Source organism: Ornithinimicrobium carbonis, assembly GCF_977012275.1.
Window position 1 is genome coordinate 1775153 of record NZ_OZ348993.1, and the last position, 26724, is coordinate 1801876.

The following is a 26724-nucleotide window of genomic DNA, read 5'->3' on the forward strand; positions in this document are numbered from 1 at the left end:
TCACGGCAACCTCCAGTCGACGGGGTCGGCACCCTGCTGCTGCAGCAGGGCGTTGGTGCGGCTGAACGGGCGGCTGCCGAAGAACCCGTGCCGGGCCGACAGCGGGGACGGGTGGGCGCTCTCGACGCGGGGCACGTCGCCCAGACGGGCGGCCAGGCTGCGGGCGTCGCGGCCCCACAGGACCGCGACCAGCGGGCCCCCGCGACGCACGAGCGCGTCGATGGCCAGCTCGCTGACCTGCTCCCAGCCCTTTCCCCGGTGGCTGGCCGGGGCTCCGGGCCGCACGGTCAGCACCCGGTTGAGCAGCATCACGCCACGCTCGGACCACGGCCCCAGGTCGCCGGTCGAGGGCGACGGGCAGCCGAGGTCGTCGACGAGCTCGGTGAAGATGTTCTGCAGGCTGCGCGGCAGCGGCGAGACGTCGGGGGCGACCGAGAAGCTGAGGCCGACGGCGTGGCCGGGCGTGGGGTAGGGGTCCTGGCCCACGACCAGCACGCGCACCTCGGACAGCGGCCGCTGGAAGACGCGCAGCACCTGCGGGCCGGGCGGGAGGTAGCCGCGCCCGGCGGCCAGCTCGGCGCGCAGGAACTCGCCCAGGTCGGTGACGGTCCGCGCAGCCGGGGCGAGCGCGTCGGCCCAGCTGGGGTGGACCAGCTCGGTCAGCGGGGCGGTGGCGGGCACCGGGACAGGGTATGCGGTGGTGCCGGGGGCGGCGAGGCGGTGCGCCGCCGGCGGGTCAGAGCTCGATGCCCAGGCGGCGCGCCGAGCGGCTGCGCTGACGGCTGGCGCGCTGGCGCCGGAGACGCTTGATGAGCAGCGGGTCGTGCGCGAGGGCGGCCTCGCTGTCGATGAGCTGGTTGAGCAGCTGGTAGTAGCGCGTGGGGCTGAGGTCGAAGAGCTCCTTGACCGCGTCCTCCTTGGACCCGGCGTACTTCCACCACTGGTGCTCGAAGTCGAGGATCTGGCGGTCGCGCTCGGACAGGTCGGTCCCGACATCGTTGACCCGCGGGGCCGCGCCCATGAACACTTCCTCTCGTTCCGGTTGGTGCCTGGCCACGCCCGTGCCAGAGCCGTTCGAACTGGTCGTCAGTCTACGACACCGAAGTTGCACCGGTGTGATTTGCCGGGAGTGTCCCGGCCCCGTCCGGACGGAGGTGGGACACTCCGGTCCCGCAGGTCACAGACGTCCCACGGGCCCCTGGCGCCTGGTCGCTCGACCACGCCCGGTGACTTCGGCGACCACTCCCGCGGCGCCGCCCGACCACCCCGCACCCCCCGCGGGAGCAGTCGGTAGCGTGAGACGTCACGCGGGGCCAACGGCGGCCCCGCCCGGTGCCAGGAGGCCAGCCGCCCGTGAAGACCGACGTGCAGATCGCCCAGTCCGCCACCCTGCGCCCGATCGGTGAGATCGCCGAGGGCCTGGGGCTGGGGCCGCAGGACTACGAGCCCTACGGCCACGACAAGGCCAAGCTGTCCCTGGAGATCCTCGACCGGCTCGCCGACCGCCCCGACGGGCGGCTCGTCCTGTGCACGGCGATCAACCCGACCGCGGCGGGGGAGGGCAAGACGACGACCAACGTGGGCCTGTCCATGGCGCTGAACCGGCTCGGCCACCGGGCCGTGACGACCCTGCGCGAGCCCTCGCTGGGGCCGGTCTTCGGCATGAAGGGCGGGGCCGCGGGCGGCGGCTACGCGCAGGTGGTGCCCATGGAGGACATCAACCTGCACTTCACCGGGGACTTCCACGCCATCACCTCGGCGCACAACCTGCTCGCGGCGCTGCTCGACAACTCCATCCACCAGGGCAACCCGCTGGGCATCAACCCCAAGCGCATCACCTGGAAGCGCGTCCTGGACATGAACGACCGCGCGCTGCGCAACGTCGTCGTGGGCCTGGGCAAGGTGGGCGACGGCGTCGTCCGCGAGTCCGGCTTCGAGATCACCGTGGCCAGCGAGATCATGGCGGCGCTGTGCCTGGCGACCGGTGTGGAGGACCTCAAGGAGCGCCTCGGCCGGATGGTCGTGGGCCAGACCTACGACAAGCGGCCCGTGACGGCCGCCGACCTGGGGGCGGCCGGGGCGATGGCGCTGCTGATGAAGGACGCGGTCAAGCCCAACCTGGTGCAGACCCTGGAGAACACGCCGGCGATCATCCACGGGGGACCCTTCGCCAACATCGCGCACGGCAACAACTCGGTGCTGGCGACGAGGACGGCCCTGAAGCTGGCCGACTACGTCGTCACGGAAGCGGGGTTCGGTGCCGACCTCGGGGCGGAGAAGTTCTTCGACATCGTCGCGCCGGCGGGCGGGCTGACCCCCTCGGCGGTCGTGCTGGTCGCCACCGTCCGCGCGCTGAAGCTCAACGGCGGGAAGGACAAGAAGGAGCTGGCCGAGGAGGACCTGGAGGCCCTGGGGCGGGGAGTGGTCAACCTGGAGCAGCACCTGGAGAACCTGCACAAGTACGGCGTCCCCGTCGTGGTCGCCCTCAACCGATTCCCGACCGACACCGACGCCGAGCTGGACCTCGTGCGCGCACGGTGCGCGCAGCTGGGGGCCGACGTCGAGCTGTCCGAGGTCTTCGCCCGCGGCGGGGAGGGCGGGGAGGACCTCGCCCGCGCGGTCGTCGAGCTGTGCGGGCGGCCGAGCCGCTTCGCGCCGCTCTACGCCCCCGAGGACGACCTGCTGACCAAGATCGGCACGATCGCCCGGGAGATCTACCGGGCAGACGGAGTCGACCTCACCGGACCGGCGCGCACGCAGCTGGCCGAGCTGGAGGCGCAGGGGTACGGCGGCCTGCCCGTGTGCATGGCCAAGACGCAGTACTCCTTCTCCGACGACCCGACCCTGCTGGGCGCACCCCGGGGGTTCAGGATCACCGTCCGCGAGCTCGTCGTCAACGCAGGCGCCGGGTTCGTGGTCGCCCTGACGGGCGACATCATGCGCATGCCCGGGCTGCCCCGGGTGCCCGCGGCCGTCGGGATGGACGTCGCCGAGGACGGGACGATCACCGGGCTGTCCTAGCCCGCAGCTCGCCCCGCTCCTGCGGCTCAGGCCCGGGTCCTGCGGCTCAGGCCCGGCTCCGGCTCAGGCCCGGGTCCTGCGGCTCAGGCCCGGCTCCGGCTCAGGCCGGGCTCCTGCGGCTCAGGCCCGGCTCCGGCTCAGGCCCGGCTCCGGCTCAGGCCGGGTCCTCAGGCTCAGGCGTAGACGACCACGAGGAACGCCGTCAGCGCGAGCAGCCCGATGGACAGGAAGCGGTAGTTGGCCCAGAACGGGGTGCCCCGCAGCTCCTTGCTCTCCTCCGTCCAGTACTTCTTCTTCCAGGTCAGCTCGCCGGTCTTCGACTCGTCCGGAGAGGGGCCGAGCAGGCTGATCCCGAAGAGCATCAGGACCGAGAGCCCGAAGCTGATCCCCGCGGCGTAGAGGAACTGGATCGTCGGCTCCTCCGGCAGCACCTGGGTGACGATGAAGAGGGCCAGGCCCAGCGGCTGGAGGATCACGAGGGTGAGGAAGGCCGCGGTCGCGCTGATCCGCTTGGAGGCGATCCCGACGAGGAAGACGGCGACCACCGGGGGCACGAGGAAGGACAGCACCGACTGCAGGTACTGGTACAGCGTGTCGAACTGCGCGATGAACGGGGCCCAGACGATGGCCACCACCAGGGCGACGACGGTGGAGACCCGGCCGCTGAACACCAGGCGCCGCTGGGAGGTGTCCGGACGCAGGGTCTTGACGAAGTCCATCGTCACGATGGTGGAGGCGGAGTTGAGGATCGAGTCGACCGTCGAGGTGATCGCGGCGATGACGGCGGCCAGGATGAGCCCGCGGAGCCCGACCGGCAGCAGGTCGAAGACCAGCGTGGGGAAGACCGTGTCGGAGCTCTCCAGCTCGGGGTAGAGGGAGAGGGCCATGACGCCGGGCAGGATGAAGAGGAAGAGGAAGCTCAGCTTGATGAGGCCGGCGAGCAACGAGCCCCACCGGCCGTGGTCGAGCGAGCGGGCGCCGAGGGTGCGCTGGACGACGAGCTGGTTGGTGGTCCAGTAGTACAGACCGATGATCAGCACGCCGGTGATCAGGCCGGGCCACGGGAGGTCGGGGTGGTCGGCGGGCAGGATGAGGCTCATCTTCTCGTCGCCCGCGGTCTGCACGACGGCGTCCCAGGACTCGATGGCGTTGAAGGTGGCGATGAGGACGATGACCCCGCCGATGATCGTCACGGTCGCCTGGATCGAGTCGCTGATCATCACCGCGCCCAGCCCGCCGATCACCGTGTAGACGGCCGCGAGGATGGCCAGCACGGCCACCGAGACGATCATCGGGATGTCGGGGTAGAGCACCTTGACCACGACCGCACCGGCGAAGAGGGCGGCCGCCATGTCGATGAACATGTTGGCGAAGAGGTTGAAGCCCGCGAAGGCCATCCGGGAACGACGGTCGTAGCGGTTCTCGAGGTACTCGGGGAGCGTGAAGACCTTGGAGCGCAGGTAGAAGGGCAGGATGAAGAAGATGAAGATGACCAGGATGACCGCCGACATCCACTCGTAGGCGAAGATCGAGATGCCCTGGTCGTAGGCACCGCCGGCGAGGCCGACGAAGGTCGCGCCGGACATGTTGGTCGCGACCAGCGAGAGCCCGACGAAGGGCCAGATGAAGTTGCGACCACCCAGGAAGTAGTCCTCGGACTCGTCGGTCTCCTTCCCGCCCGCCTTGGCCTTCTTCTTCATCCGCGCGCTGGCCACGAGCGGGATGATCCGGCTCAGCACGAGGTAGCCGATGATGACGGCCAGGTCGAGGCCGGTGACGGTGAACTCGGGCATGCCACCCCCGGAGGTGGTCGAGGCTGGCAGCATCACTGCTCCTTCGAGGCGGGTCGGACGACGAGGACGTCGCAGGGGGCGTGGCGCAGGATGGTCTCGGCGTCGTCCCCGAGCAGGACGCGGGAGAAGGCGTTCAGGCCGCGGCTGCCGATGACGACCAGGTCGGCCCCGATCTCGTCCTGGACCCTGAGGACCTCGTGCGGCGGTCGGCCCAGGCGCAGGTGCGGCTCGGCCTCCAGACCCGCCCGTCGCACCGCGGCCACCTCGGCGTCGAGCACCGGGCGGGCCTCGTCCAGCAGGCGGCTGCGGTGCTGCTCGCCCAGCGGGCGCGGGGTGGTCCAGGGACTGGCCAGCGCCACGTGCACCACGTGCAGCTCGGCACCGGTGTACCGGGCCAGCTCGACCGCGCGCTCCCGGGCGAGCGCCGCGGTCGTCGAGCCGTCGGTGGCCAGCAGGATGCGCGCGGCGAACGTCATGGGAAGCTCCTCCGAGTCGAACGGTGCCGTCTGCGCGGCACCCTAGAGCGGATGTGTGACCCGCGCCACACGAACTACCGGGACCTGGCCCGCAGCGGGGCGCGCCCGGACCGGCGGGGTGCGCCATACCCGTCGGACCCGTATGACGGACCCCCGGGCGGAGGGGGCACGCACGCCCCGCCCGTAGAGTGGGGGCATGGCAGAAGTCACCTGGCGCAGCGTGGCGCCCGGGGTCTACGTCCGTCGGCACGAGGAGCTCAACCTCAACTGCGGGCTGGTCGTCGGCGACGACCGGGCCCTCCTCGTGGACACCCGCAGCTACCACCAGCACGGGGTGGAGCTGGCCGAGGCGGTCCGGGAGATCACGGACCTGGAGATCACGGTCGTGAACACCCACGCGCACTACGACCACTGCTTCGGCAACTCCGCCTTCCGCGACTCCCAGATCTACGCGCACGCCGGTGCGGTGGAGGACCTGCGCCGCACCGGTGAGCACCAGCGCGAGCAGATCGTGGCGCACATGCGGGCCACCCACCGGGAGGCGATCGCCGCGGACATCCTCGACACCGAGATCGTGCTGCCGTTCTACCTCGTGGAGCAGGACACCCCTCTCGACCTGGGCGGACGCTCCGTGGAGCTGCTCTTCTCCGGCCGTGGGCACACCGATCACGACCTGGCCGTGTCCGTGCCCGACGCGGGCGTCGTCTTCGCCGGCGACCTCGTGGAGGAGGGTGCCGACCCGATGATGGAGGACGCCTTCCCCCAGGAGTGGGCGCCCACGCTCGAGGCGCTCCTGGCCAAGCCCTCCGCCGGGGGGTCCGACGTCTGGGTCCCGGGGCACGGAGCCGTCGTCGACCGCGGCTTCGTCGAGGAGCAGGCGGCCCGGCTGGCCCACCTGGGGGAGCGCTTCGACGAGGTCCTGGCCGGCGGGCTGGCGGGGGTCGACGCGCTGGTGAGCGCGGGCCGCGGGCTCGGGCTGCAGGACCAGACGCTGCGCGACGCGGCGGTGCGGGCGCTCGAGCTGCGCTGAGGCATTTGCACTCGGAGGGGTCGAGTGCTAATCATGGACCTAGCACTCTCGACGTGAGAGTGATAAGACCGACCGGCAGTGTCGAGGGTCGGGAGCCCGGGCGACGTGAGCCCGAGGGGACCGGCCCGTCCGTCGCGGGCGACACCGCGGGTCAACCGCCCATCAGCGTGTGGAGGACAGACCACGATGGCCAAGACCATTGCATTCGACGAGGAGGCCCGGCGCGGGCTCGAGAAGGGTATGAACACCCTGGCCGACGCCGTGAAGGTGACGCTCGGCCCCAAGGGCCGCAACGTCGTGCTCGAGAAGAAGTGGGGTGCGCCCACCATCACCAACGACGGTGTGAGCATCGCCAAGGAGATCGAGCTGGAGGACCCCTACGAGAAGATCGGCGCCGAGCTGGTCAAGGAGGTCGCCAAGAAGACCGACGACGTCGCCGGTGACGGCACCACCACCGCGACCGTCATCGCCCAGGCGATGGTCCGCGAGGGCCTGCGCAACGTCGCCGCCGGCGCCAACCCGATGGCGCTCAAGCGCGGCATCGAGGTGGCCGTCCGCGCCGTCAACGACGAGCTGCTCAGCATGGCCAAGCCGGTGGAGACCAAGGAGCAGATCGCGCAGTCCGCGTCCATCTCCGCGGCCGACACCGAGATCGGCGGCATGATCGCCGAGGCCATGGACAAGGTCGGCAACGAGGGTGTCATCACCGTCGAGGAGTCGAACACCTTCGGTCTGGAGCTGGAGCTCACCGAGGGCATGCGCTTCGACAAGGGCTACATCTCGCCCTACTTCGTCACCGACACCGACCGGATGGAGGCCGTCCTGGAGGACGCCTACGTCCTGGTCGTCAACTCCAAGATCTCCTCGGTCAAGGACCTGCTGCCCCTCCTGGAGAAGGTCATGCAGTCCGGCAAGCCGCTGGCGATCATCGCCGAGGACGTCGAGGGCGAGGCCCTGGCGACCCTGGTGGTCAACAAGATCCGTGGCAACTTCAAGTCGGTCGCCGTCAAGGCCCCCGGCTTCGGCGACCGCCGCAAGGCCATGCTCGGCGACATCGCCATCCTCACCGGTGGCCAGGTCATCTCCGAGGAGGTCGGCCTCAAGCTCGAGACCGCCGACCTGGACCTGCTGGGCTCGGCCCGCAAGGTCGTGGTGACCAAGGACGAGACCACGATCGTCGAGGGCGGCGGCGACGCCGACCAGATCGCCGGTCGCGTGTCCCAGATCCGCACCGAGATCGAGAACAGCGACTCCGACTACGACCGCGAGAAGCTGCAGGAGCGCCTGGCCAAGCTGGCCGGCGGCGTGGCGGTCATCAAGGCCGGCGCGGCGACCGAGGTCGAGCTCAAGGAGCGCAAGCACCGCATCGAGGACGCCGTCCGCAACGCCAAGGCCGCGGTCGAGGAGGGCATCGTCGCCGGTGGTGGCGTGGCGCTCATCCAGGCCTCCAGCGCCTTCGAGGGGCTGACCCTGGAGGGTGACGAGGCGACCGGCGCGAACATCGTCAAGGTCGCCATCGAGGCGCCGCTGAAGCAGATCGCCATCAACGCCGGCCTCGAGGGTGGCGTCGTCGCGGAGAAGGTGCGCAACCTGACCCCCGGCGAGGGCCTCAACGCGGCCACCGGCGAGTACGGCGACATGCTGAAGTTCGGCGTCGCCGACCCGGTCAAGGTGACCCGGTCCGCCCTGCAGAACGCCGCCTCCATCGCGGCCCTCTTCCTGACCACCGAGGCCGTCATCGCCGACAAGCCGGAGAAGGCTCCGGCCATGCCGGCCGGCGACGGTGGCATGGGTGGCATGGACTTCTGACCCACCCGGGTCGGAGCACAGCGCGCCCGCGTTCCTCGCGGGCGGTCATCGCACCGACGGGGCGGTCCCTCCCAGCGAGGGGCCGCCCCGTCGGCGTGCGTGCAGGGGGTCGACGGCCTCAGCCCGTCTGGAAGCGCATCCGGTTGGTCTGCTCGACCAGCTCGTAGTCCTGGCCGGCCGTGCGCAGGGTCGTGGAGATCTGCTGCAGCGAGGAGCGGACCCGCTCCTGGGTGGCGCTCCAGTCCTGGGTGACCGTCTGGAAGCCGGCGGACGCCGACCCCTGCCAGCAGTCCTGGAGCGCGGTCAGCTTGCCCATCATCGCGCGCACCTCGGCCTCGATCGTGGCCGAGATCCGCTCGATGTCGCCGGAGGCGGCGGCGATCCGCGCGGTGTCGACGGCGAACGTGTTGCTCATGGGTGTCCCTCCTCGTCGTGGCGGCCGGTCGGCCCCCTCGACCCCGACGGTAGGCCCGATGACCGCGAGGCCCGGCGAGTTGTCCACAGCTCCCCGGGCCTGCGCCCCACCTCCCCCCGCACCTGCGTCCGGCCGGCCCGGCGCCATACCCCCTCGGCCCCGCCCCACCTGCCGCTCGCCCCCCGGACCCGCGTGCGCGACGCCACACCCCTCGCCCCCGGTAGTCTCGGACGCCATGACCGGACGCTCGATCGCCCTCTTCGCCCTCGCGGCGCTGCTGGAGATCGGTGGTGCCTGGCTGGTGTGGCAGGGGATCAAGGAGCACCGGGGGTGGCTTTTCGTGGGGGTCGGGGTGGTCAGCCTGGGTCTGTACGGGGTGGTCGCCGCGTTCCAGCCGGACGCGCACTTCGGCCGGGTCCTGGCCGCCTACGGCGGGGTCTTCATCGTCGGGTCGCTGCTGTGGGGGGTGGTGGCCGACGGCTTCCGGCCCGACCGCTGGGACGTCCTCGGCGCGCTGACCTGCCTCGTGGGGGTCGCGCTGATCATGTACGCCCCCGGCCGGTGGCATGACCGTCTACCTGGACCCGCCCCTGTGGCCCGCCCACGGACGGCACTTCTCCCACCTCATCAGCGACTCCTCCCTGGCCGAGCTGCACGCCTTCGCGCGCGCGGTCGGCCTGCCCGAGCGCGCCTTCGAGGGCGACCACTACGACGTCCCCGAGGAGCGGTATGCCGCCCTCGTCGCCGCGGGTGCGGTGCCGGTGCCGGCCACGGAGCTGGCGCGCCGGCTGCGGGACAGCGGGCTGCGCTTCCGCAAGCGGCGGGGGGAGCGCCCGCTGGCGCGGGTGGAGAACGGCCTGTCGACGGCCACGTCGGCGCCCCACGTCCTGGACGTGGTCGCCTCCGGCCTGGAGCAGACGCAGGCCGGCGCCGCGGTCGTCCTCGTGCGTGCGCAGCAGTGGATGGCACTGGTGCGCAACGCCTCCCGTCCCGGATGGTCACCGCCCGGCGGCAAACGGGAGCGCGGGGAGAGCGTCCGGGAGGGGGCCGTGCGGGAGGTGGTCGAGGAGACCGGGCTGGTGCTGGAGACCAATGCGCTGGTGGCGGTGGGCTACGAGCGCATCACCGTGCCCGACGGGGTCGATCCGCGTCCGTTCGAGACCGGGGTGAACCATCTGCAGGTGTTCGGGGCGGTGGTGGCCCCGCGGTCCGACGGCCGGTCGAGGGCCGACCGGTCCGCACCGGGGGGACCGGGTACGGTCCCGGCCCCGGACGGCCTGCCGGTGCTGCGGCCCGACCTGGACGACGTGCTGGAGGCCGGGTGGTTCACCCGCCGGGACGCCGTGGAGCTGGCCGGGCACGAGCCGTGGTGGCCGCTGGTGGACTGGTGGTGGGAGCGGGGCTGACGTCCTACGCCGCCTGCTCAGAGGTGCTTGGCGGCCTCACGCCTCGTCAGGCCGCTCAGCCCGTCGCCGTGGCGTGCGAGCACCGCGAGCACCCAGGCTGGGTCGGTCCGGGCGTGCTCCCTCAGCGCCCAGCCCAGGGCCTTGCGCACGAAGAACTCGCCTCCGAAGGGGGAGTCCTGGAGGTTGGCCGCGACGCACCGCTCGAGCAGGGCGGTGTCGGTGGCCTCCCGGTGCTTGAGCTGGGACAGGATCGCCACTCTCCGGAGCCAGAGGTCCTCCCCGGTGGCCCAGTCGTCCATGAGGGGGGTGACGGCGTCCCGGTACGTCAGCAGGACCGGCCCGACGAGCCGGGTCGCGACCGTGTCCACGAGGTCCCACCAGGCGCCGGTCACCGCGAGGTGCCGGTGCAGGGGGAGCACGTCGGGGTCCTGCCACCCGCGGGCGGAGCGGTGCTGCGCGAGGGCGAGCGCGGCATACCTCTCCTCGCGGTGCGTCGCGCCGTCCCAGAGCTCCCGGACGGTCGCCTCCCAGGTCCTGCGGTTGGCCGGCGCCCACGCCCGCAGCAACGGACGCAGGAGGCCCCGCAGCTCGGGCGCGGTGATGCCGTGGAAGGGCATGGCCGATTTCATGTAGGACTGCTGCCCGGCGGCCCGTCCGGGTTCGCCGGCGGCGGCCAGGGCCGACCGCAGCTGGGCGACCAGCGCCGCGTCAGGCCCCACGGTCCAGCTCCGCGAGCTCGCCGCGCAGGTTGGCCCGTGCCCGGGCCGTCCAGCGCTCGTGGGCGTGCGCGGTGCGGTAGAGGCGGTCCCGGGCGCTGAAGGCCTGCAGCACCTCGGCCCGTCCGGTGCGGAAGGCGGCGTCGGGGACCGAGGCGTGCTCCTGCCGGACCTGCGCGCGGTAGGCGGCGTAGCGGCCGGGAGGCGCGGACAGGATCCACAGGTCGGCGTCGTGCACCGCCGCCTGCACCGCCGGGTGCCGCGCGTCCGCCCGGACCTCGTGGGTGGCCGTCATGAGCACCCCCGCCTCGACGGCGTCCACCACGACGTCGTCGGCCCCCAGGTGGTGCAGGTGGTCACGGGCCAGGGTGGCGCTGCGGTGCTCGTTGCTGCCCGGGGCGGCGCGGGGGTCGTAGGCCAGGTCGTGGTACCACGCCACGGTGCGTGCGACCAGCGCGTCCTCGGGGGCCAGCGGGACGGCGGCCTCGAGCTCGTCGAGGGCGGCCAGCATCTCCGCGAGGTGCTCGCCGGTGTGGTAGCGGCGGTGCGGCTCGGTCCACCCGGCCAGCAGCCGGGAGCCCTCGCCCAGCCACCGGTCGCGCCCGGCGTCCGGTGCCAGCACGGCGGCGTCGAGCAGCCAGCGGTCGAGCAGGGCCTCGGGGTCCGGCGTCATGGTCGTCAGCCTGCCACGGCGGGTGCGGGGCCGGGACCCCGCCGGCGGGCGAGGGCCACGGTGCTGCAGGCGTCGGTGGACCACGGCGCGGACGGCGACGGCGACCGCGGCGGGTGCCGGGTCGCCGTCGACGGTGCCGGGCCGGTCAGCGCTTGATGAGCGACTCCGCGAGGTCGGCCAGGGTGTCGGCGAGGTCCTCGCGCGCGTCGTGGGCGCTGCTGAGCAGGCCCTTGACGCCCTTCTCCGCCTTGTGCGAACCGGAGCCGACCGCGCCGGTGACCCCGGAGGCGACCGCGCCGGCGGCCCCGGTGACGCCGCCCGCGACCGCCTCGGCCGCGTGCTTGGTGCCGGAGAGGAAGGACTGCATCGCCAGCGTGAGACCGGCACCGACGAGCCAGACGTCCTTGGCCACCGCAGTGCCCTCCTGGGTCGGCCGGATGCCGTCGTCCTGGGTCATGCCGGGGGTGTTCAGGTACATGCCGACCAGGCCTGCGCCGAAGGCGGTGAGCGCCCCTCCGGCGACCGCGGAGGGGACGGTGGGCAGCAGCAGGAGAGCGCCCACGCCGATCTCGCCGTAGCCCAGGAGCTTGGTGAAGTCGGCGGGCTTCATGTCCTTGAACACCGGGTAGACGCTGGAGGCCCAGCCGTGCATCTGCTCGGCGGCCTCCTCGTCGGCCTTGAGCTTGGTGAGCCCGGAGTTGACGATGAAGGCGCCGGTGGTCAGCCGCAGCGGGACGTGGGTGGGGTGCATGGTTGCTCCTTGTCGGTGGGGTGGTTCGTCTGGTCCCACGGTATGCCGTGCCCCGGCCGGGTGCGACCTCACCCCTGCCGCAGGGGGGCGGGCAGCGGTCGCGCGTGCACGACCGTCAGGCCGCTGACCGCCCGGGTCAGCACGACGTAGAGCCGGCGCAGGCCGCTGCGCAGGTCCGGCTCGGCGGCGGCGATGTCGGCCGGCTCCACCACGACGACCTGGTCGAACTCCAGGCCCTTGGCCACCGTTGCCGGGACCAGGTGCACCGGCAGCAGCCGCTCCTCGGCGTGCTCGCCGTCGAGCACCTCGTGCTCCAGCCCGGCGACGGTCAGGGCGGCGGCGACCCGGTCGACCCAGGCGTCGGGCACGACGACCCCGACGGTGCCCTCGTCCTGGGCCGCCGCGGCGACCGCGGCGACGGTGCCGGCCACCGCGTCGGGCACCTGCAGGACGTCCAGCCGTCCGGGGTCGGTGCGCACCGACTCCGGAGCCGCCAGACCCGGCGCGACGTGCGGAAGCAGGCGGGCGGCATACCCGATGACCGAGGCGGGCACGCGGAAGCCTCGGACGAGGACCTCCAGGTGGGTCCCGTCGGCGTGCGGGTCCTTTCCCAGGTGGGTGAGCGACTCCTCCCAGCTGTCCGTCGACCAGGGGGTGGTGCCCTGGGCGATGTCCCCCAGCACGGTGAGCGACCCGGTGGCGGCGCGCCGGCCGACGGCCCGCAGCTGCATCGGGGAGAGGTCCTGGGCCTCGTCGAGCACCACGTGGCCCAGGCTCGGGGTCCGCTCGAGCAGGTCGGCGACCTCGTCCAGCAGCGCCAGGTCGGCCACGCTCCACCGCGCCGAGCCCGGTGAACGGGGCGGCCGGGCCCACACCACGTCCTGCTGGTCCGGCGCGAGGCCGTCGCCCGTGCCGAGGACGCCGGCGAGGACGGACCCGGGGGTCAGCTGCGGCCAGACCTGCTTCACGTACGCCCTGACCGGGGCCGAGCGGGCGACGGCGTCCTGGACGCGGTCGTCGGGGGAGTCGCCGGCCCGCTCCATCTCCAGCAGGACGGCGTGGGCCAGCCGGTGGGGCAGCATGGCGCGCGCCGCGGCGTAGCGCACGCCCCGGGTGCGCAGCTCGTCGAGGATGTCCTGGACCTGGGAGGCCGGGAGGCGCCAGCGGCGCGACCCCCGGGGCACGACCAGCGCCTCGGGAGCCGGACGCACGGAGGACCAGACCGCGTCGGAGAGGACCTGGGCCATCCGGGCCTCGCCCTTGAGCCGGGCCACGTGGGCGGGGTCGGCCGCGCGGACGGGGGCGTGGGCGAGCAGCTCCTCGACGGTGGTGTGCCGCACGGTGATCTCACCGAGGGAGGGCAGGACCGCGCCGACGTGCTCGAGGAAGGCGCGGTTCGGCCCCACGACGAGGACCCCGGAGCGGGCCAGCCGCTCGCGGAAGGCGTAGAGGAGCCAGGCCGCCCGGTGCAGGCCCACGGCGGTCTTGCCGGTGCCGGGGGCGCCCTGGACGCAGATAGTGGTGGAGACGTCGGCGCGCACGATCTCGTCCTGCTCGGGCTGGATGGTCGCGACGATGTCGCGCATCGGTCCGATGCGGGGGCGTTCGATCTCGCGGGCCAGGAGGGCGCTCCGGCCCGTTCCGCCGGCGTCCGGGTCGCCCGGGCCGGTGTCCGCAGGGGTCAGCCACTCGTCCTCCAGCGCCGTGATCTGCCCGCCCTCCACGCCGAAGCGACGGCGTCGCCGCACGCCCATCGGCTGGGTCGGCCCCGCCCGGTAGAACGGCGTCGAGACCCCGGCCCGCCAGTCGACGACGACCGGGTCGCCCGACGCGTTCGTGACGTGGCGGCGGCCGATGTAGAGCCTGTCCTCGCCGACGGCTCCCTCGGTGTCGATGCGTCCGAAGAACAGCGTGGTGCGGGGGTCGTCCTGCAGGGCCCGGGCCCGCAACCAGAGGGTGTGCGCCAGGGCGTCGCCGGCGATCGCGTCGCCGGCGTCGGCACCGAGTGAGAGGGTGTGCTCCCGCATCCGGGCCAGCTCGGCGCGGGCGAGGGCCAGGTGGGCGCGCTCGGCGGCGAGCTCGTCCGCGGGGGCGGAGACCGGCTCAGAGGTCGCGGAGGTCGCGGAGGTCGGGGGAAGACGCGGGGGAGGTGGCGGAGCAGGCACGACGAGACCTCGGGAAGGAGGGGGAGCACGACGATACACCCGGCCGGCGGGTCCGGGAGGCCTGTGCAGGAAAGGTGCCCTGGCACGCGACACGCCGCAGCGGCGGTGGCACGGTGCGCGACACGCCGGGGCTGCGGGGCACGCGGCACGCGGCACGCGACACGCCGCAGCGGCGGTGGCACGGTGCGCGACACGCCGGGGCTGTGGGTCAGGGGTGGCGGGCGCGCAGGAGCCGGGGCACCGGGGCGCGGCCCTGGTGCCGTTCGACCGCCAGCTCGTAGTCGCGGACGAGCGACTCGGTCGCGGCGCGCCAGGAGTGCGTCTCGGCGTCGTCGCGGGCGGCCCGCCCCATCCGCCTGCGCAGGTCGGGGTCGGTCACCAGCGTGCGCAACCGCTCGGTGAGGGCGTCCGCGTCGCCCGGCGGCACGAGGAAGCCGGTGCGCCCCTCGTCGACCACGAAGGGGATCCCGCCGGCGTCGGCCCCGACGACCGGCACGCCGCTGGCCATCGACTCCAGCGCGACCAGCCCCAGCGTCTCGGTGGTGGAGGGGAAGGCGAACACGTCGGCCGAGGCGTAGGCCGCCGCCAGGTCGGCCCCGCCGAGGTAGCCGGTGAACACCGTCGGCGTCCCGGCGAACATCCGCTCCAGCTCGGCCCGGCCCGGACCCGAGCCGACGAACGCCAGCCGGGCGCCGGCCCCGGCGAGCCGCCGGAGCGGTTCGAGGAGCTGGTCCAGATCCTTCTCCCGGGACAGCCGGCCGACGTAGAGGATGAGCGGTGAGTCCGGCTTCCCCCCGGTGAGGCGGCGCCGCATCTCCTGGGTCCGGGCGCCGGGGTGGTAGACGCGGGTGTCCACCGCCTTGGGCCACAGGTCCACCTCGCGGATGCCGACCTGTCGGGCGCGCTCGACCATCTGTCCCGACGTGCACAGGTTGACCTCGGCCAGGTTGTGCATCCCGGTGATCCACGCCTGCGAGGGTGCCCGCAGCGCCGACAGTCCGAGCCGGGTCGTGTAGGAGGGCACGTCGGTGTGGAAGCTGGCCAGCAGGGGCAGGTTGCGCCGCCGGGCCGAGACCACGCCGTAGGCCGCCAGCCACACCGGGTTGACCGCGTGCACCACGTCGGGCTGGAAGGCCATCATCTCCCGGGCGATCCGCGCCGTCGGCAGTCCCACCTTGATCTCGGGGTACCAGGGGCGGAAGGACACCGACCGCACCTTGACGACGCGGTGGGGCCCGTAGCTCTCCGGCGGGTCCCCCGGCGCGAAGACCAGCGCGGTGTGCCCCAGGTCGGTCAGCTGGTCGAGGGTGCGGGTGATGCGGGTGACGACCCCGTCGACCTTGGGCAGGAAGACCTCGGTGAAGAGCGCGACGCGCACGGGGGTATGCCGTCGCTCAGGCGGACCGGGGGGCGGTCGCCGGAGCAGGGACCGCGCCGTCAGTCCCCTGGACGGCCTGCGGCGGGGCGGGGGCGGGGCCGCGGGAGGTGGGCACGCCCGGCTGCTGCTGGCGGGTCCACACCGAGGTGCACGGGATCGCGTCCAGGTCGGCCCGGTCGGCGTAGCGGCGTGCCACGTCCTCGACCTCCAGGAGCAGCCCCTCCTCCAGGAGGGTGGGCTCCAGCCCCAGGTCGAGGAAGGTGTCGTTGCTCACGTGCAGCTCGTTCTCCGGCGCCTCGGAGCGGGGGTTGGGGACCAGCTCGACGGTGGCTCCGCTGATCCGGGCGACGAGGTCGGCGAGGTCGCGCACCCGGTGGGTCTGGGTCATCTGGTTGAAGATCTTGACCCGGTCGCCGCGCGCCGGTGGGTTCTCCAGCGCGATCTGCACGCACCGCACCATGTCGCGGATGTGGATGAAGGCCCGGGTCTGCCCACCGGTGCCGTGCACGGTGAGCGGGTAGCCCACCGCTGCCTGCATGAGGAAGCGGTTGAGCACCGTGCCGTAGTCGCCGTCGTAGTCGAACCTGTTGATCAGCCGTTCGTCGCGCAGCGTCTGGTCGGTGTGCGTGCCCCAGACGATCCCCTGGTGCAGGTCGGTGATCCGCAGCTGGTCGTTCTTGGCGTAGTAGGCGAAGAGCTGCTGGTCGAGGCACTTGGTCATGTGGTAGATGGACCCCGGGTTGGTCGGGTAGAGCATCTGCACGCTGACACGGTCCCCGTCCGCCCCACCCTCGGGGACCACCTCCACGTCCAGGTAGCCCTCCGGGATCTTCATCCCGGCCGTGCCGTAGCCGTAGACGCCCATCGTGCCCAGGTGGACCAGGTGGGTGTCCAGACCGGACTCGACGAGGGCGCAGAGCAGGTTGTGGGTCGCGTTGGTGTTGTTGTCGACCGTGTAGCGCTTGTGCGCCGGCGACTTCATCGAGTAGGGGGCGGCCCGCTGCTCGGCGAAGTGCACGACCGCGTCCGGGCGCTCGGTGAGGAGCAGGTCCAGGAGAGCGTCGTAGTCCTGGGCGACGTCGACCTCGACGAAGCGGATCTCCCGGCCGCCCACCTGCTCCCAGGCCGACAGCCGTTCCTGGGGGGAGGCGATCGGCGTCAGCGAGGAGGCCCCGAGCTCTTCGTCGATCCGCCGGCGGGAGAGGTTGTCGACGATGACGACGTCGTGACCGAGGTCGGACAGGTGCAGGGACGCGGGCCAGCCGCAGAACCCGTCACCGCCCAGGACGGCGATCTTCACGTGAGCACTCCTTGTCGCAGGGTCGCCGCGGCACTACAGGCGGCCTCGTGAGCGTATCAACGCCCTGCGGCGGCGGAGCGCGACGACCCGGGCGGGTCAGCCCTGGTCGGGGCGGGTGGCCAGGGTGACGGTCACCTGCAGACGCTCGCCGTCGCGGACGACGTCGAGCTCGACCTCCTCGCCGGACGCGCGCTCGCGGACCTGGCCGACGAGGGCGATGGCCGAGGGGACCTGCTCCCCGTCGATGGCGACCACGAGGTCGTCGTCCTCGATCCCGGCGCCGGCCGCCGGCGAACCGGGCTCCACCTGGCTGACCTGGGCGCCGGTGAGGGCGGCCCCGTCGATCTCGGCGGCACCGTCGCGCAGACCGACGCCCAGGAAGGCGTGCTCGGCCGTCCCGTCCGCGATGAGCTGGTCGGCGATCACCCGCACCTTGGTCGCGGGGATGGCGAACCCGATGCCGATCGAGCCGGCCTGCGACTGCCCGGCTGCGGGTAGCGCGGCGATCGAGGAGTTGATGCCGACGAGCTCGCCGGCGGCGTTGACCAGGGCTCCGCCCGAGTTGCCGGGGTTGATCGCGGCCGAGGTCTGGATCGCGTTGGTCACGACCTCCGTGGCCACCGGGGCACCGCCGGGCGTGGTGCCCGTGGCCTGGGTGGTGACCGGCCGGTCGAGGGCGCTGACGATGCCGGTCGTCACGGTGCCGGACAGCCCCAGGGGGTTGCCGATCGCCATCACGGGGTCGCCCACCGCCAGGACGCCGTCGTCCCCCACACGCACCGGCTCCAGGCCGGCCGGAGCGTTCTCCAGCGCCAGGACGGCCAGGTCGCTGGAGGGGTCCTGGCCCACCACCGAGGCTTGGTAGCGCCGACCGTCGGAGAGGACGACCTGGACCTGCTCGGCGCTGCCCACGACGTGGGCGTTGGTCACCACGTGCCCCTCGGTGTCCCAGACCACGCCCGACCCCGAGCCCTGACCCTGCCGGCCGACCACGTCGATCGAGACCACCCCCGGGGTCACCGAGGAAGCGACCGCGGCCCAGTCCTGGTCTCCGGCGAAGGAGACCGTGGTGCCGTCGGCGGCACCGTCCTCCTCGGGCGCGGACGTCGGGTCCTGGGCCGCCGACACGGCGTCCGCGCTCGTCGACGGTGCGGGGGCCGGGTCACCGGCGTCGGTGGCCTGCACCACGGCATACGTCCCGCCGGAGGCCAGCACGGCCGAGAGCAGGCTGGCCGCCACGACGTCCCCCCAGCGACGCCCGCCGCGGTCCCGCACGCCCCCCGGAGGCGCTGTCCCGGGTCCCCCGGCCGTGGCGCGGTGGGCGCTGGCGGCGTCGGTGGGGGTGTGCGGGCGCAGGTCGTCGTGGGGCGTGGTCATGGTCCCAGGAGACCATCCGCCGGTGGACCCTGCCTGGAGATCTCCTGGACGTTCCCTGGGCGTGAGGGGTCACGGAGCGGTCGCGTCCAGGTTGCTATCGCATAACGATGCGTGATCCCGGCCGTCGTGAGGCGTGCTGACGGTTGAGACGTCACCGGTCCTCTGGCACGGTCGAGGAGTTACCAGCCAGTCCAATCGGGGCGACCTGTTCCCCGCGTACTCGCACATCCGTGAGCGCGGCGGGGAGGCATGTGCCTCGTCCAACCGAAAGGACCGTGGTCGACCATGACCCAGCACACCATCGCGACCGGCGGCACGACCGCCCGGCGTCGCGTCTCCTTCATCGCGGCCGTGGCGGCCGCCGGCCTCGGCCTTGCAGCCTGCGGCGACGGCGACGGCGACGGCGGGAGCGCCGGCGGCGACGCCGAGGAGGCGTCCACGCTCGAGCGGCTCCAGGAGGAGGGCACCATCAAGGTGGCCTTCGCCGGGGAGATCCCCTACAGCTACGAGGAGGACGGTGAGCTCACCGGCGCCACGATCGCCCTCGACCGGAAGATCTTCGCCGCGATGGGCATCGACGAGGTCGACGGCCAGCTCGTCGAGTGGGACGCGCTCATCCCGGGGCTCAACGCCGGTGAGTACGACGCCGTGTCCGCAGGCATGTCGATCCTGCCGGACCGCTGCGAACGGGCCGCCTTCGCCGAGCCCACGATCATGTACACCAGCACCCTCATGGTCCCCGAGGGCAACCCGGAGGGGCTGAGCGACTTCGCCAGCTTTGAGGGCTCGGACCTCACGCTCGCCGTGCAGTCCGGGGCGATCGAGCAGGGTTACGCCAGCGACATCGGCCTAGAGAACACCATGACGGTCAACTCGGCGCAGGACGGCATGGACGCGGTGTCCAACGGTCGCGCCGACGCCTTCGCGCTGACCAACATCACGCTCTCCACGATGGCGGAGGAGAACCCCGACGCGGGCGTGGAGACCACCGGCGGCTTCGTCGCCGAGATCGACGGGGTCAAGCAGATCAGCGCCGGCTCGACCGTCTTCCGCCCGGAGGACACCGAGCTGCTCGAGGCCTACAACGAGGAGCTGGCCAACATCGTCGGCGACTCTGCCGGCTTCGAGGAGGTCGTCGGCGAGTTCGGCTTCACCGACGCCGAGCGTCCGCCGGAGGGTCTGACGGCCCAGATGCTCTGCGACGGTGACCTGGAGGCCGCCAACGAGGCTGCGGACCAGGCCGGCGAGTGAGACCTCGCCCGTGACCGAGTTCGTCACCGACCTCGGCACGGTCCTGCCGCGGCTGCTCGGCGAGGGTCTTCGGGACACCCTCGTCGCCTTCCTCGGCGGGACCGTGCTGATGCTCGCGGTCGCCCTGGTGCTGGGCCTGGCCCTGCACCAGGGCCCGCGGTGGCTCCGGGTGTTCGCGCGCGTGGTCGTCGAGTTCTTCCGCGGCACCTCGCTGGTCGTCCAGCTCTTCTTCCTCTTCTACGTCATCCCCACCCTGACCGGGCTGGACATCGGCTCGACGTGGACCGCGATCCTGGCCCTGGGCCTGAACTACGGCGCCTACGGCGCCGAGGTCGTCCGGGGTTCGCTGAACGCGGTGCCCCAGGGGCAGTGGGAGACCGCGACCGCGCTGTCGATGCCGTGGGGCACGACGATGCGCCGGGTCATCTGGCCCCAGGCGTGGGCCCTGATGCTGCCCGGCATCAACAACCTCGCGGTCATGCTCGTCAAGGGCACGGCCGTCGTCGGTCTGGTGCTGCTCAACGACCTCACCTTCGAGGCCGACCAGGCGCGGCGCGAGGTGGGCACGTGGCCGGCCTTCGTCGCGGCGCTGTTCATCTACTTCGCCATCGCCTGGCTCGTCTCGCTGGTGCTCCGCCAGATGGAGGCCCGCGCCCAGCGGCGTCTCGGACTGGGCGACTTCGAGATCCGCAAGGCCCGCAAGGACGCCGACCGGGTCCTGGCCGGAGCCACCGCCCCGGGCGGATCGACGGGAACGAGGTGAGCTGATGTTCGAGACAGAGCTCTTCCTGGAGGCCCTGCCCGTCCTCATCGAGGCGTTCGTCCGGGTCACGCTGGTGGTGACCGTGGTCGGTTCGCTGCTCGCCGCGGCGCTCGGCCTGGTCTGGGCGATCACGCTGCGGGAGCTGCCCGCCGTGGTCGCCCGCCCGCTGGCCTTCGTCCTGGACTTCATCCGGATGACGCCGCTGCCGGTGCACCTGCTGGTGATCTACTACGCGTTCACCGAGCTCAGCCCGATCACCGTGGGCATCCTCGTCATCGGCGTCCACTACTCGACCTACATGGCCGAGTCCTACCGGTCCGGCATCGAGTCGATCGGCAAGGGACAGTGGGAGGCGGCCAAGGCGCTGTCGCTGCCCCAGCACCGGACCTGGCGCGCGGTGATCCTGCCGCAGGCCATCCGCAACACCCTGCCCTCGCTGGGCAACTGGGCGATCGCGATGTTCAAGGACACCCCCTTCCTGATCTTCATCTCGGTGCCGGAGATGGTGACCGCCGCGCGCGAGTTCGGCGGCCGCCACTTCTCCTACGTCGAGGCGATGACCGTCGCCGGCCTGCTGTTCCTGCTGGCCAGCTACCCCACCGCGGTCCTGATGCAGAAGCTGGAGAAGAAACTTGCCTACTGACCCGGACCACCGATCCCACCCCGACCCCGACGCCGGTCCGACCGGGTCGACCGACGGCCAGCGCCCCGGCGGCGGCGAGGAGCCCCGCGTCCGGTTCGAGGACGTGCAGAAGAAGTTCGGCCGCACGACGGTCCTGGAGGACCTCAACTTCACCGTCGACCGCGGCGAGCGGGTGACCCTCATCGGGCCCTCCGGGTCGGGGAAGACGACGATCCTGCGGCTGCTGATGACCCTGGAGACGCTGACCGGCGGCTACATCTGGGTGGACGGGGACCCGCTCACCCACGACCGGCGGGACGGGAAGCGGGTCGAGCTGCGAGCCAGGCAGGTCGCCGAGGTGCGCAAGCGCATCGGCATGGTCTTCCAGCAGTTCAACCTCTTCCCCAACATGACCGTGCTGCAGAACATCGTCGAGGCACCGATCCACGTGCTCGGCCAGAGCCGGGAGCAGGCCTCCGAGAACGCCCTGTCCCTGCTCGACAAGGTGGGGCTGGGTCACCGGGGCGACGCACACCCCACCGAGCTCTCGGGCGGCCAGCAGCAGCGGGTGGCCATCGCCCGCGCCCTGGCGATGGACCCGGAGATCCTCCTGCTGGACGAGGTCACCTCCGCGCTGGACCCCGAGCTCGTGGGCGACGTCCTCAACGTCCTCAAGGACGTGGCGGCGAGCACCGACATCACCATGCTCATCGTCACCCACGAGATGCAGTTCGCCCGCGACGTCTCCGACCGGGTGATGATGTTCGACGGCGGCCGCGTCCTGGAGGAGGCCCCGCCGGCGGAGCTGTTCGGCAACCCCCGCCACGAGCGCACCCAGAAGTTCCTCGAGGCCGTCGTCTGACGCAGGCGCGGGCTCAGGCGCCCGAGGACATCTCGTCCACGGACTCCTGCGCGTCCCACCCGTCGGGCGGGGCGGCGGGCAGCTCGACCCGGAAGGTCGCCCCGCCGCCGGGGGTCGGCCGGTGCCGCACCGAGCCACCGTGCCGCGCGACGATGGCCGCGACGATCGCCAGGCCCAGGCCGGTGCCGCCGGAGGCCCGGCTGCGGGAACGGTCGGCGCGGTAGAACCGCTCGAACGCGCGCTGGGCGGCGTCCTCCTCCAGTCCGGTGCCGTGGTCGCGGACCTCGACCGCCACGGTGCCGTCGGCCCGCCCCACCGCGACCTCCACGGGGGTGCCGGAAGGAGTGTGGGTCAGGGCGTTGGCGACCAGGTTGGTCAGCACCTGCCGCAGCGCCCCGTCCTCGCCGACGACGACCGAGGCGGCCGAGCGCTCCGCGTCCTCCAGGGCGACCAGGCGCACCGTCCGGTCCGGCGTGCGCACCCGCGCGTCCTGGACCGTGTCCGAGGCCAGCACGGTCAGGTCCACCCGGGTGGGCGACATCGGCGGCTCGGAGTCCAGCCGGGTGAGGGTCAGCAGGTCCTCCACGAGCCGGGACATGCGGGTGGCCTCGTCCTCGATCCGCCGCATCGCCCCCGGCACCTCGCCGGGGGGCACGGCCCCGACCCGGAACAGCTCGGCATACCCCTTGACCGTGGCCAGGGGCGTGCGCAGCTCGTGGGAGGCGTCGGCGACGAAGTCGCGCATCCGTCGTTCCGACCCCTGCCGCGCCGCGAAGGAGTGCTCGATCTGGGCCAGCATGCGGTTGAGCGAGTCCGCCAGGGAGCCGACCTCGTCGTTGGTCCCGCGCGGCGGGATGCGACGGGTCAGGTCGCCGGCCGCGATGGCGGCGGCGGTGTCCTCGATCCGGGTGAGGGGGCGGAAGGCCCGGCGCACGGCGAACCAGCCGAGCACCCCCACCAGGACCAGGGTGGTCAGTCCGATGACGGCGGTGAGCCAGGCCAGCGTGCGCACGGTGCTCTCCACGCTCGTCAGCGGCAGGGCCACCGCGATCGTCCCGCCGGTGCGTCCCTGGCCGTCGGTCAGCTGCGCGGCCAGCACCCGCCAGGAGCCCACGCCGTCCTCGCCGTCGACCGTGAAGTGCTCCCCGAGCCGGGGGTCCTCCACGTCGACGCGGTGCAGCGCGGGCATGCTCACCTCCAGCCGGTGCGGCTGGAAGACCCGCGTGCGGGCGGGGCTGGAGGGGTCGGCGGGGGTGAAGACGACGACGTAGGGGTTGGGCGGCACGAACGTCTGCTGCTCCAGGTCCACCTGCTCCCCGGTCGCCTCCTCCACGATCTGGCTGTAGGTGCGCTGGGCGAGCGGTTCGATGTAGGCGCCCAGGTCGGCGTCCGCCCGGTCGACGAGGTAGCCGCGGAGCATCATCAGCGACACCGACGTGGTGAGCACGTAGGCGGCCAGCACGAGCAGGACGACCACGGCGACGAGCCGGTGCGTCAGCGACAGCCCGTGCAGCCGCTGGTAGGTCCAGCTCCTCAGCCGGCGGATCACCCGCGCGGACCTCAGGTCGGCCGCGGCGCGCGCAGCACGTAGCCGACCCCGCGCTTGGTGTGGATCAGCGGGTCGCCGACGACGTCGATCTTGCGGCGCAGGTAGGAGATGTAGGACTCCACGATGTTCATCTCGCCGCGGAAGTCGTAGTCCCACACGTGGTCCAGGATCTGGCTCTTGGACAGCACCCGGCCGGGGTTGAGCATGAGGTAGCGCAGCAGCTTGAACTCGGTGGGGGAGACCTCGATGACCTTCCCGGCCCGCCGCACCTCGTGGCTGTCCTCGTCCAGCTCCAGGTCGGCGACCCGCAGGACGAGGTCGTCCTCGGGGTCCACGACCCGGGTGCGGCGCAGCACGGCCCGGATACGGGCGACCACCTCCTCCAGGCTGAACGGCTTGGTCACGTAGTCGTCGCCGCCGACCGTCAGGCCCTTGATCTTGTCGTCCAGGGAGTCGCGCGCGGTGAGGAAGACGATCGGCAGGTCGGCCCCCCGCTCGCGCAGGGTCCGCGTCACGCTGAAGCCGTCCATGTCGGGGAGCATGATGTCGAGCACGGCCAGGTCGATCTCGTGCTCGCCGGCCAGCTGCAGCGCGGTCCGCCCGTCGGGCGCGGCGTGCACGGTGAAGCCGGCGAAGCGCAGGCTGGTCGTGAGCAGCTCACGGATGTTCGTCTCGTCCTCGACCACCAGCAGGGTGGCCTCGGGCTCCTGGGTCGGCGCGCTCATGGTCCCCATGGTCCCCCGCGCTCCTGGGAGTCCTCTGGGAGCTGCCTGGGAGTGCGGTTCCCCTCACCCGGCGCTGCGGTCCAGCGGCGTGCGGTCCTCCCGGGCGGCCGGGGAGGGCTCCGCCGCGAGCAGACCGTCCCAGTCGGCCTCCAGCAGCTCCTCGGGGGTGCCGGCCACGTGCACCGCGCCGGCGTCCTCGAGCTCGACGCGGCCGAAGCCGCCGGAGAGCAGGGCCACGCACGGAGCTCCCATGCGGGCGGCCGCGGTGACGTCGTAGGTGGTGTCGCCGACCACGACGGCCGAGGACCCGCCCGCGGCCTCGAGCGCGCTGGTCAGGATGTCCGGCTCGGGCTTGGAGTGCTCCGCGTCGTCCGAGCTGGTCGTGGCGGCCAGGGTGTCGGCGGGCAGGTCGAGCAGGCCGACCACGTGGTCGGTGAACCGGGCCTTCCCCGAGGAGGCCAGCGCCACCCGCACGCCCCGGCCGGACAGGAGGAGCACGAGGTCGCGGGCGCCGGGCAGCAGCACGATCTCGGGCAGGAGGCGCTCGTACTCCTCCTCCCAGCGCTCGCGCAGCGCGTCCCCGGAACGCTCCTCGACGTCGTCCCCGGCGACCGCGGCGACGAGCTTGTCCCCGCCCATGCCGATCGCCCGGTGCACCTGCCACAGCGGCGGCGTGAGGTCGTGCGCGGCGAAGGCCCTCGCCCAGGCGAGCGCGTGGTGGTAGGTGGTGTCGGCGAGCGTGCCGTCGACGTCGAGCAGGACGGTGTCGTGGGGAGCCATGCCCCCATTCCACCCGGTATGGCGTCCCGCGTCACCCCAGGGGGTCAGGCGCGGTCGAGGGTCTCCAGGTCGTCGGCGTCCACGATCCGGTAGGCGTAGCCCTGCTCGGCGAGGAAACGCTGGCGGTGGGCCGCGAACTCCGCGTCCACCGTGTCCCGGGCCACCGTGGTGTAGAAGTGCGCCGTGCGCCCGTCGCCCTTGGGCCGCAGCACCCGCCCGAGGCGCTGGGCCTCCTCCTGGCGGGATCCGAACGTGCCGGAGACCTGGATGGCCACGGAGGCCTCGGGCAGGTCGATGGAGAAGTTGGCGACCTTGCTGACCACGAGCAGGTCGATCTCGCCCTCGCGGAACTGTCGGAAGAGCTCCTGGCGCCGGGTGACGGTGGTGGCCCCGGTGATGAGGGGGGCCTCCAGCCGCTCCGCCAGCTGCTCGAGCTGGTCGAGGTACTGACCGATGACCAGGGTCGGCTCGCCCCGGTGACGCTCGACGAGCGTCTCGACGACCGCGTCCTTGGCCGGGGCGCAGGCGGCGAAGCGGTAGCGCTCGTCCGGCTCGGCCACGGCATACGCCATCCGCATGGACTCCGGCAGGGAGACCCGCACCTCGACGCAGTCGGCCGGCGCGATCCACCCCTGGGCCTCGATGTCCTTCCAGGGGGCGTCGTAGCGCTTGGGGCCGATGAGGGAGAAGACGTCGGACTCGCGCCCGTCCTCGCGCACGAGGGTGGCCGTCAGCCCCAGGCGCCGGCGGGCCTGCAGGTCCGCGGTCATGCGGAAGATCGGGGCGGGCAGCAGGTGCACCTCGTCGTAGAGCACCAGGCCCCAGTCGCGGGCGTCGAGCAGGTCGAGGTGGGGGAAGACGCCCTTGCGCTTCGTCGTCAGCACCTGGTAGGTCGCGATGGTGACCGGGCGGATCTCCTTGCGGGCGCCGGAGTACTCACCGATCTCGTCCTCGGTGAGGCTCGTGCGGCGCAGCAGCTCCTCGCGCCACTGGCGGGCCGAGACGGTGTTGGTCACCAGGATCAGGGTCGTGGTCTGCGAGCGCGCCATCGCCCCCGCCCCGACGAGCGTCTTGCCGGCGCCGCACGGCAGCACCACGACGCCCGAGCCGCCGTCCCAGAAGCCGTCGACCGCCTGCTGCTGGTAGGGGCGCAGGGACCACGCGGGACTGCGCCCGCCGTGCCCGTCGTCCTTGCCCCCGGTCGCCAGCTCGATCGGATGGGCCTCGCCGTCGACGTAGCCGGCCAGGTCCTCCGCGGGCCAGCCGACCTTGAGCAGCTCCTGCTTCAGGTGGCCCCGCTCGGAGGCGTGCACGACCACGGAGTCCTCGTCGACGCGCTCGCCGACGAGGGGCTTGATCCGCTTGTGCCGCAGCACCTCGGTGAGCACCGCGCGGTCGGTCGTGCGCAGGACCAGACGGGTCACGGGCAGCCCGGTCTGCGGGTCGTTCTCCCCGTCGACGGGTTCCTTGGCCAGCGACAGGCGGCCGTAGCGGGCCATCGTGTCGGCGACGTCCACCAGGAGGGCCTGCGGCACCGGGTAGCGGCTGTGCGTGAGCAGGGCGTGCACCACCTGCTCGGCGTCGTGCCCCGCGGCCCGGGCGTTCCACAGCCCCAGGGGGGTGATGCGGTAGGTGTGCACGTGCTCCGGGGCTCGCTCCAGCTCGGCGAACGGCGCGACGTCACGACGGGCCGCCTCCGCGTCGGGGTGGTCGACCTCGAGGAGGAGGGTCTTGTCGGACTGGACGATCAGTGGGCCGTTCATCGTGGGGACAACGGTGCGCGGGGGTCCGGGCATTCCGGGTCGGCCGCCGGCGTGCGTCCGCCGGGTCGCGCGGACGCGCCGCTCACGGTAGGAAGTCGA

Annotated in this window: 24 protein-coding genes and 1 pseudogene; 9 read left to right on the forward strand and 16 right to left on the reverse strand. The window is 72.7% G+C overall.

Annotation, left to right across the window (positions count from 1 at the left end; genetic code table 11):
* Window positions 1-681, reverse strand: coding sequence for a uracil-DNA glycosylase (locus ACWHYA_RS07970; RefSeq protein ID WP_425943181.1), 681 nt, complete (start codon window positions 679-681; stop codon window positions 1-3).
* 55 nt (window positions 682-736) lie between these two features.
* Complete coding sequence (locus ACWHYA_RS07975; protein ID WP_425943180.1) at window positions 737-1021, reverse strand: DUF3263 domain-containing protein; 285 nt, start codon at window positions 1019-1021, stop codon at window positions 737-739.
* A gap of 332 nt (window positions 1022-1353) precedes the next feature.
* On the opposite strand from ACWHYA_RS07975, the gene ACWHYA_RS07980 reads away from it, so the two are divergent.
* On the forward strand, window positions 1354-3021 hold the full coding sequence (locus ACWHYA_RS07980) for a formate--tetrahydrofolate ligase (RefSeq protein WP_425943179.1): 1668 nt from the start codon (window positions 1354-1356) through the stop codon (window positions 3019-3021).
* Window positions 3022-3194: 173 nt separating this feature from the next.
* Here ACWHYA_RS07980 and ACWHYA_RS07985 read toward each other — a convergent pair whose 3' ends face one another.
* Complete coding sequence (locus ACWHYA_RS07985) at window positions 3195-4847, reverse strand: sodium:solute symporter (protein ID WP_425943178.1); 1653 nt, start codon at window positions 4845-4847, stop codon at window positions 3195-3197.
* Window positions 4847-5290: a universal stress protein gene (locus tag ACWHYA_RS07990; protein WP_425943177.1), complete on the reverse strand. Its 444-nt coding sequence runs from the start codon at window positions 5288-5290 to the stop codon at window positions 4847-4849. The genes ACWHYA_RS07985 and ACWHYA_RS07990 overlap by 1 nt, the downstream gene beginning before the upstream one ends.
* Window positions 5291-5486: 196 nt before the next feature.
* On the opposite strand from ACWHYA_RS07990, the gene ACWHYA_RS07995 reads away from it, so the two are divergent.
* Entirely contained in the window at window positions 5487-6320 is an 834-nt protein-coding gene (locus tag ACWHYA_RS07995; protein ID WP_425943176.1) for an MBL fold metallo-hydrolase, read from the forward strand.
* 186 nt (window positions 6321-6506) lie between these two features.
* A complete protein-coding gene (gene groL, locus ACWHYA_RS08000) occupies window positions 6507-8129 on the forward strand; it encodes a chaperonin GroEL (protein WP_425943175.1) in 1623 nt (540 codons plus the stop codon).
* Window positions 8130-8247: 118 nt separating this feature from the next.
* Here the strand turns inward: groL and ACWHYA_RS08005 are convergent, their stop codons facing one another.
* Window positions 8248-8544, reverse strand: a complete 297-nt coding sequence (locus tag ACWHYA_RS08005; protein ID WP_425943174.1) for a WXG100 family type VII secretion target — start codon at window positions 8542-8544, stop codon at window positions 8248-8250.
* Window positions 8545-8779: 235 nt separating this feature from the next.
* Here ACWHYA_RS08005 and ACWHYA_RS08010 point away from each other — a divergent pair.
* Both ACWHYA_RS08010 and ACWHYA_RS08015 read left to right on the forward strand, forming a co-directional pair.
* Window positions 8780-9100 (forward strand): annotated as a pseudogene (locus tag ACWHYA_RS08010) (YnfA family protein); the annotation flags it as partial.
* A 10-nt stretch (window positions 9101-9110) separates the two neighbouring features.
* A complete protein-coding gene (locus ACWHYA_RS08015; RefSeq protein WP_425943172.1) occupies window positions 9111-9950 on the forward strand; it encodes a DUF4031 domain-containing protein in 840 nt (279 codons plus the stop codon).
* A gap of 17 nt (window positions 9951-9967) precedes the next feature.
* Here the strand turns inward: ACWHYA_RS08015 and ACWHYA_RS08020 are convergent, their stop codons facing one another.
* The 7 genes from ACWHYA_RS08020 to ACWHYA_RS08050 form a co-directional block, all read right to left on the reverse strand.
* Window positions 9968-10669: a DNA alkylation repair protein gene (locus ACWHYA_RS08020; protein WP_425943171.1), complete on the reverse strand. Its 702-nt coding sequence runs from the start codon at window positions 10667-10669 to the stop codon at window positions 9968-9970.
* A complete protein-coding gene (locus ACWHYA_RS08025; protein WP_425943170.1) occupies window positions 10659-11339 on the reverse strand; it encodes an HD domain-containing protein in 681 nt (226 codons plus the stop codon). The genes ACWHYA_RS08020 and ACWHYA_RS08025 overlap by 11 nt, the downstream gene beginning before the upstream one ends.
* 145 nt (window positions 11340-11484) lie before the next feature.
* The gene (locus ACWHYA_RS08030; protein ID WP_425943169.1) at window positions 11485-12090 is read right to left on the reverse strand and encodes a hypothetical protein; all 606 of its coding nucleotides are present in this window, start codon (window positions 12088-12090) and stop codon (window positions 11485-11487) included.
* Window positions 12091-12158: 68 nt separating this feature from the next.
* The gene (locus ACWHYA_RS08035) at window positions 12159-14255 is read right to left on the reverse strand and encodes a HelD family protein (protein ID WP_425943168.1); all 2097 of its coding nucleotides are present in this window, start codon (window positions 14253-14255) and stop codon (window positions 12159-12161) included.
* A 208-nt stretch (window positions 14256-14463) separates the two neighbouring features.
* Window positions 14464-15633, reverse strand: a complete 1170-nt coding sequence (locus tag ACWHYA_RS08040; protein WP_425943167.1) for a glycosyltransferase — start codon at window positions 15631-15633, stop codon at window positions 14464-14466.
* Between the two features lie 16 nt (window positions 15634-15649).
* The gene (locus ACWHYA_RS08045; protein ID WP_425943166.1) at window positions 15650-16933 is read right to left on the reverse strand and encodes an NAD-dependent epimerase/dehydratase family protein; all 1284 of its coding nucleotides are present in this window, start codon (window positions 16931-16933) and stop codon (window positions 15650-15652) included.
* Between the two features lie 96 nt (window positions 16934-17029).
* Window positions 17030-18310: a S1C family serine protease gene (locus tag ACWHYA_RS08050; RefSeq protein ID WP_425943165.1), complete on the reverse strand. Its 1281-nt coding sequence runs from the start codon at window positions 18308-18310 to the stop codon at window positions 17030-17032.
* A 285-nt stretch (window positions 18311-18595) separates the two neighbouring features.
* Between ACWHYA_RS08050 and ACWHYA_RS08055 the strand changes: the two genes are divergently transcribed.
* From ACWHYA_RS08055 to ehuA, 4 genes are read left to right on the forward strand one after another with little or no spacing between them, the layout of a single operon-like run.
* Entirely contained in the window at window positions 18596-19561 is a 966-nt protein-coding gene (locus ACWHYA_RS08055; RefSeq protein WP_425943164.1) for a transporter substrate-binding domain-containing protein, read from the forward strand.
* Window positions 19562-19571: 10 nt separating this feature from the next.
* Window positions 19572-20324: an amino acid ABC transporter permease gene (locus ACWHYA_RS08060; RefSeq protein WP_425943163.1), complete on the forward strand. Its 753-nt coding sequence runs from the start codon at window positions 19572-19574 to the stop codon at window positions 20322-20324.
* A gap of 4 nt (window positions 20325-20328) precedes the next feature.
* Window positions 20329-20967, forward strand: a complete 639-nt coding sequence (locus ACWHYA_RS08065) for an amino acid ABC transporter permease (RefSeq protein WP_425943162.1) — start codon at window positions 20329-20331, stop codon at window positions 20965-20967.
* Window positions 20957-21808 carry an ectoine/hydroxyectoine ABC transporter ATP-binding protein EhuA gene (gene ehuA / locus ACWHYA_RS08070; protein ID WP_425943161.1) on the forward strand — a complete coding sequence of 284 codons (852 nt, stop codon included), beginning with the start codon at window positions 20957-20959 and terminating at the stop codon, window positions 21806-21808. Before ACWHYA_RS08065 ends, ehuA begins: the two co-directional genes overlap by 11 nt.
* A 13-nt stretch (window positions 21809-21821) precedes the next feature.
* On the opposite strand, the gene ACWHYA_RS08075 is transcribed toward ehuA, so the two are convergent.
* The 4 genes from ACWHYA_RS08075 to ACWHYA_RS08090 form a co-directional block, all read right to left on the reverse strand.
* Window positions 21822-23357 (reverse strand): sensor histidine kinase, encoded by a 1536-nt coding sequence (locus ACWHYA_RS08075; protein ID WP_425943160.1) that lies wholly within the window; start codon window positions 23355-23357, stop codon window positions 21822-21824.
* Between the two features lie 11 nt (window positions 23358-23368).
* Window positions 23369-24082, reverse strand: coding sequence for a response regulator transcription factor (locus ACWHYA_RS08080; RefSeq protein WP_425943159.1), 714 nt, complete (start codon window positions 24080-24082; stop codon window positions 23369-23371).
* A gap of 63 nt (window positions 24083-24145) precedes the next feature.
* Window positions 24146-24862 carry an HAD family hydrolase gene (locus ACWHYA_RS08085; RefSeq protein WP_425943158.1) on the reverse strand — a complete coding sequence of 239 codons (717 nt, stop codon included), beginning with the start codon at window positions 24860-24862 and terminating at the stop codon, window positions 24146-24148.
* 44 nt (window positions 24863-24906) lie between these two features.
* Window positions 24907-26625 carry a DNA repair helicase XPB gene (locus ACWHYA_RS08090; protein WP_425943157.1) on the reverse strand — a complete coding sequence of 573 codons (1719 nt, stop codon included), beginning with the start codon at window positions 26623-26625 and terminating at the stop codon, window positions 24907-24909.
* Window positions 26626-26724 lie beyond the last annotated feature (99 nt).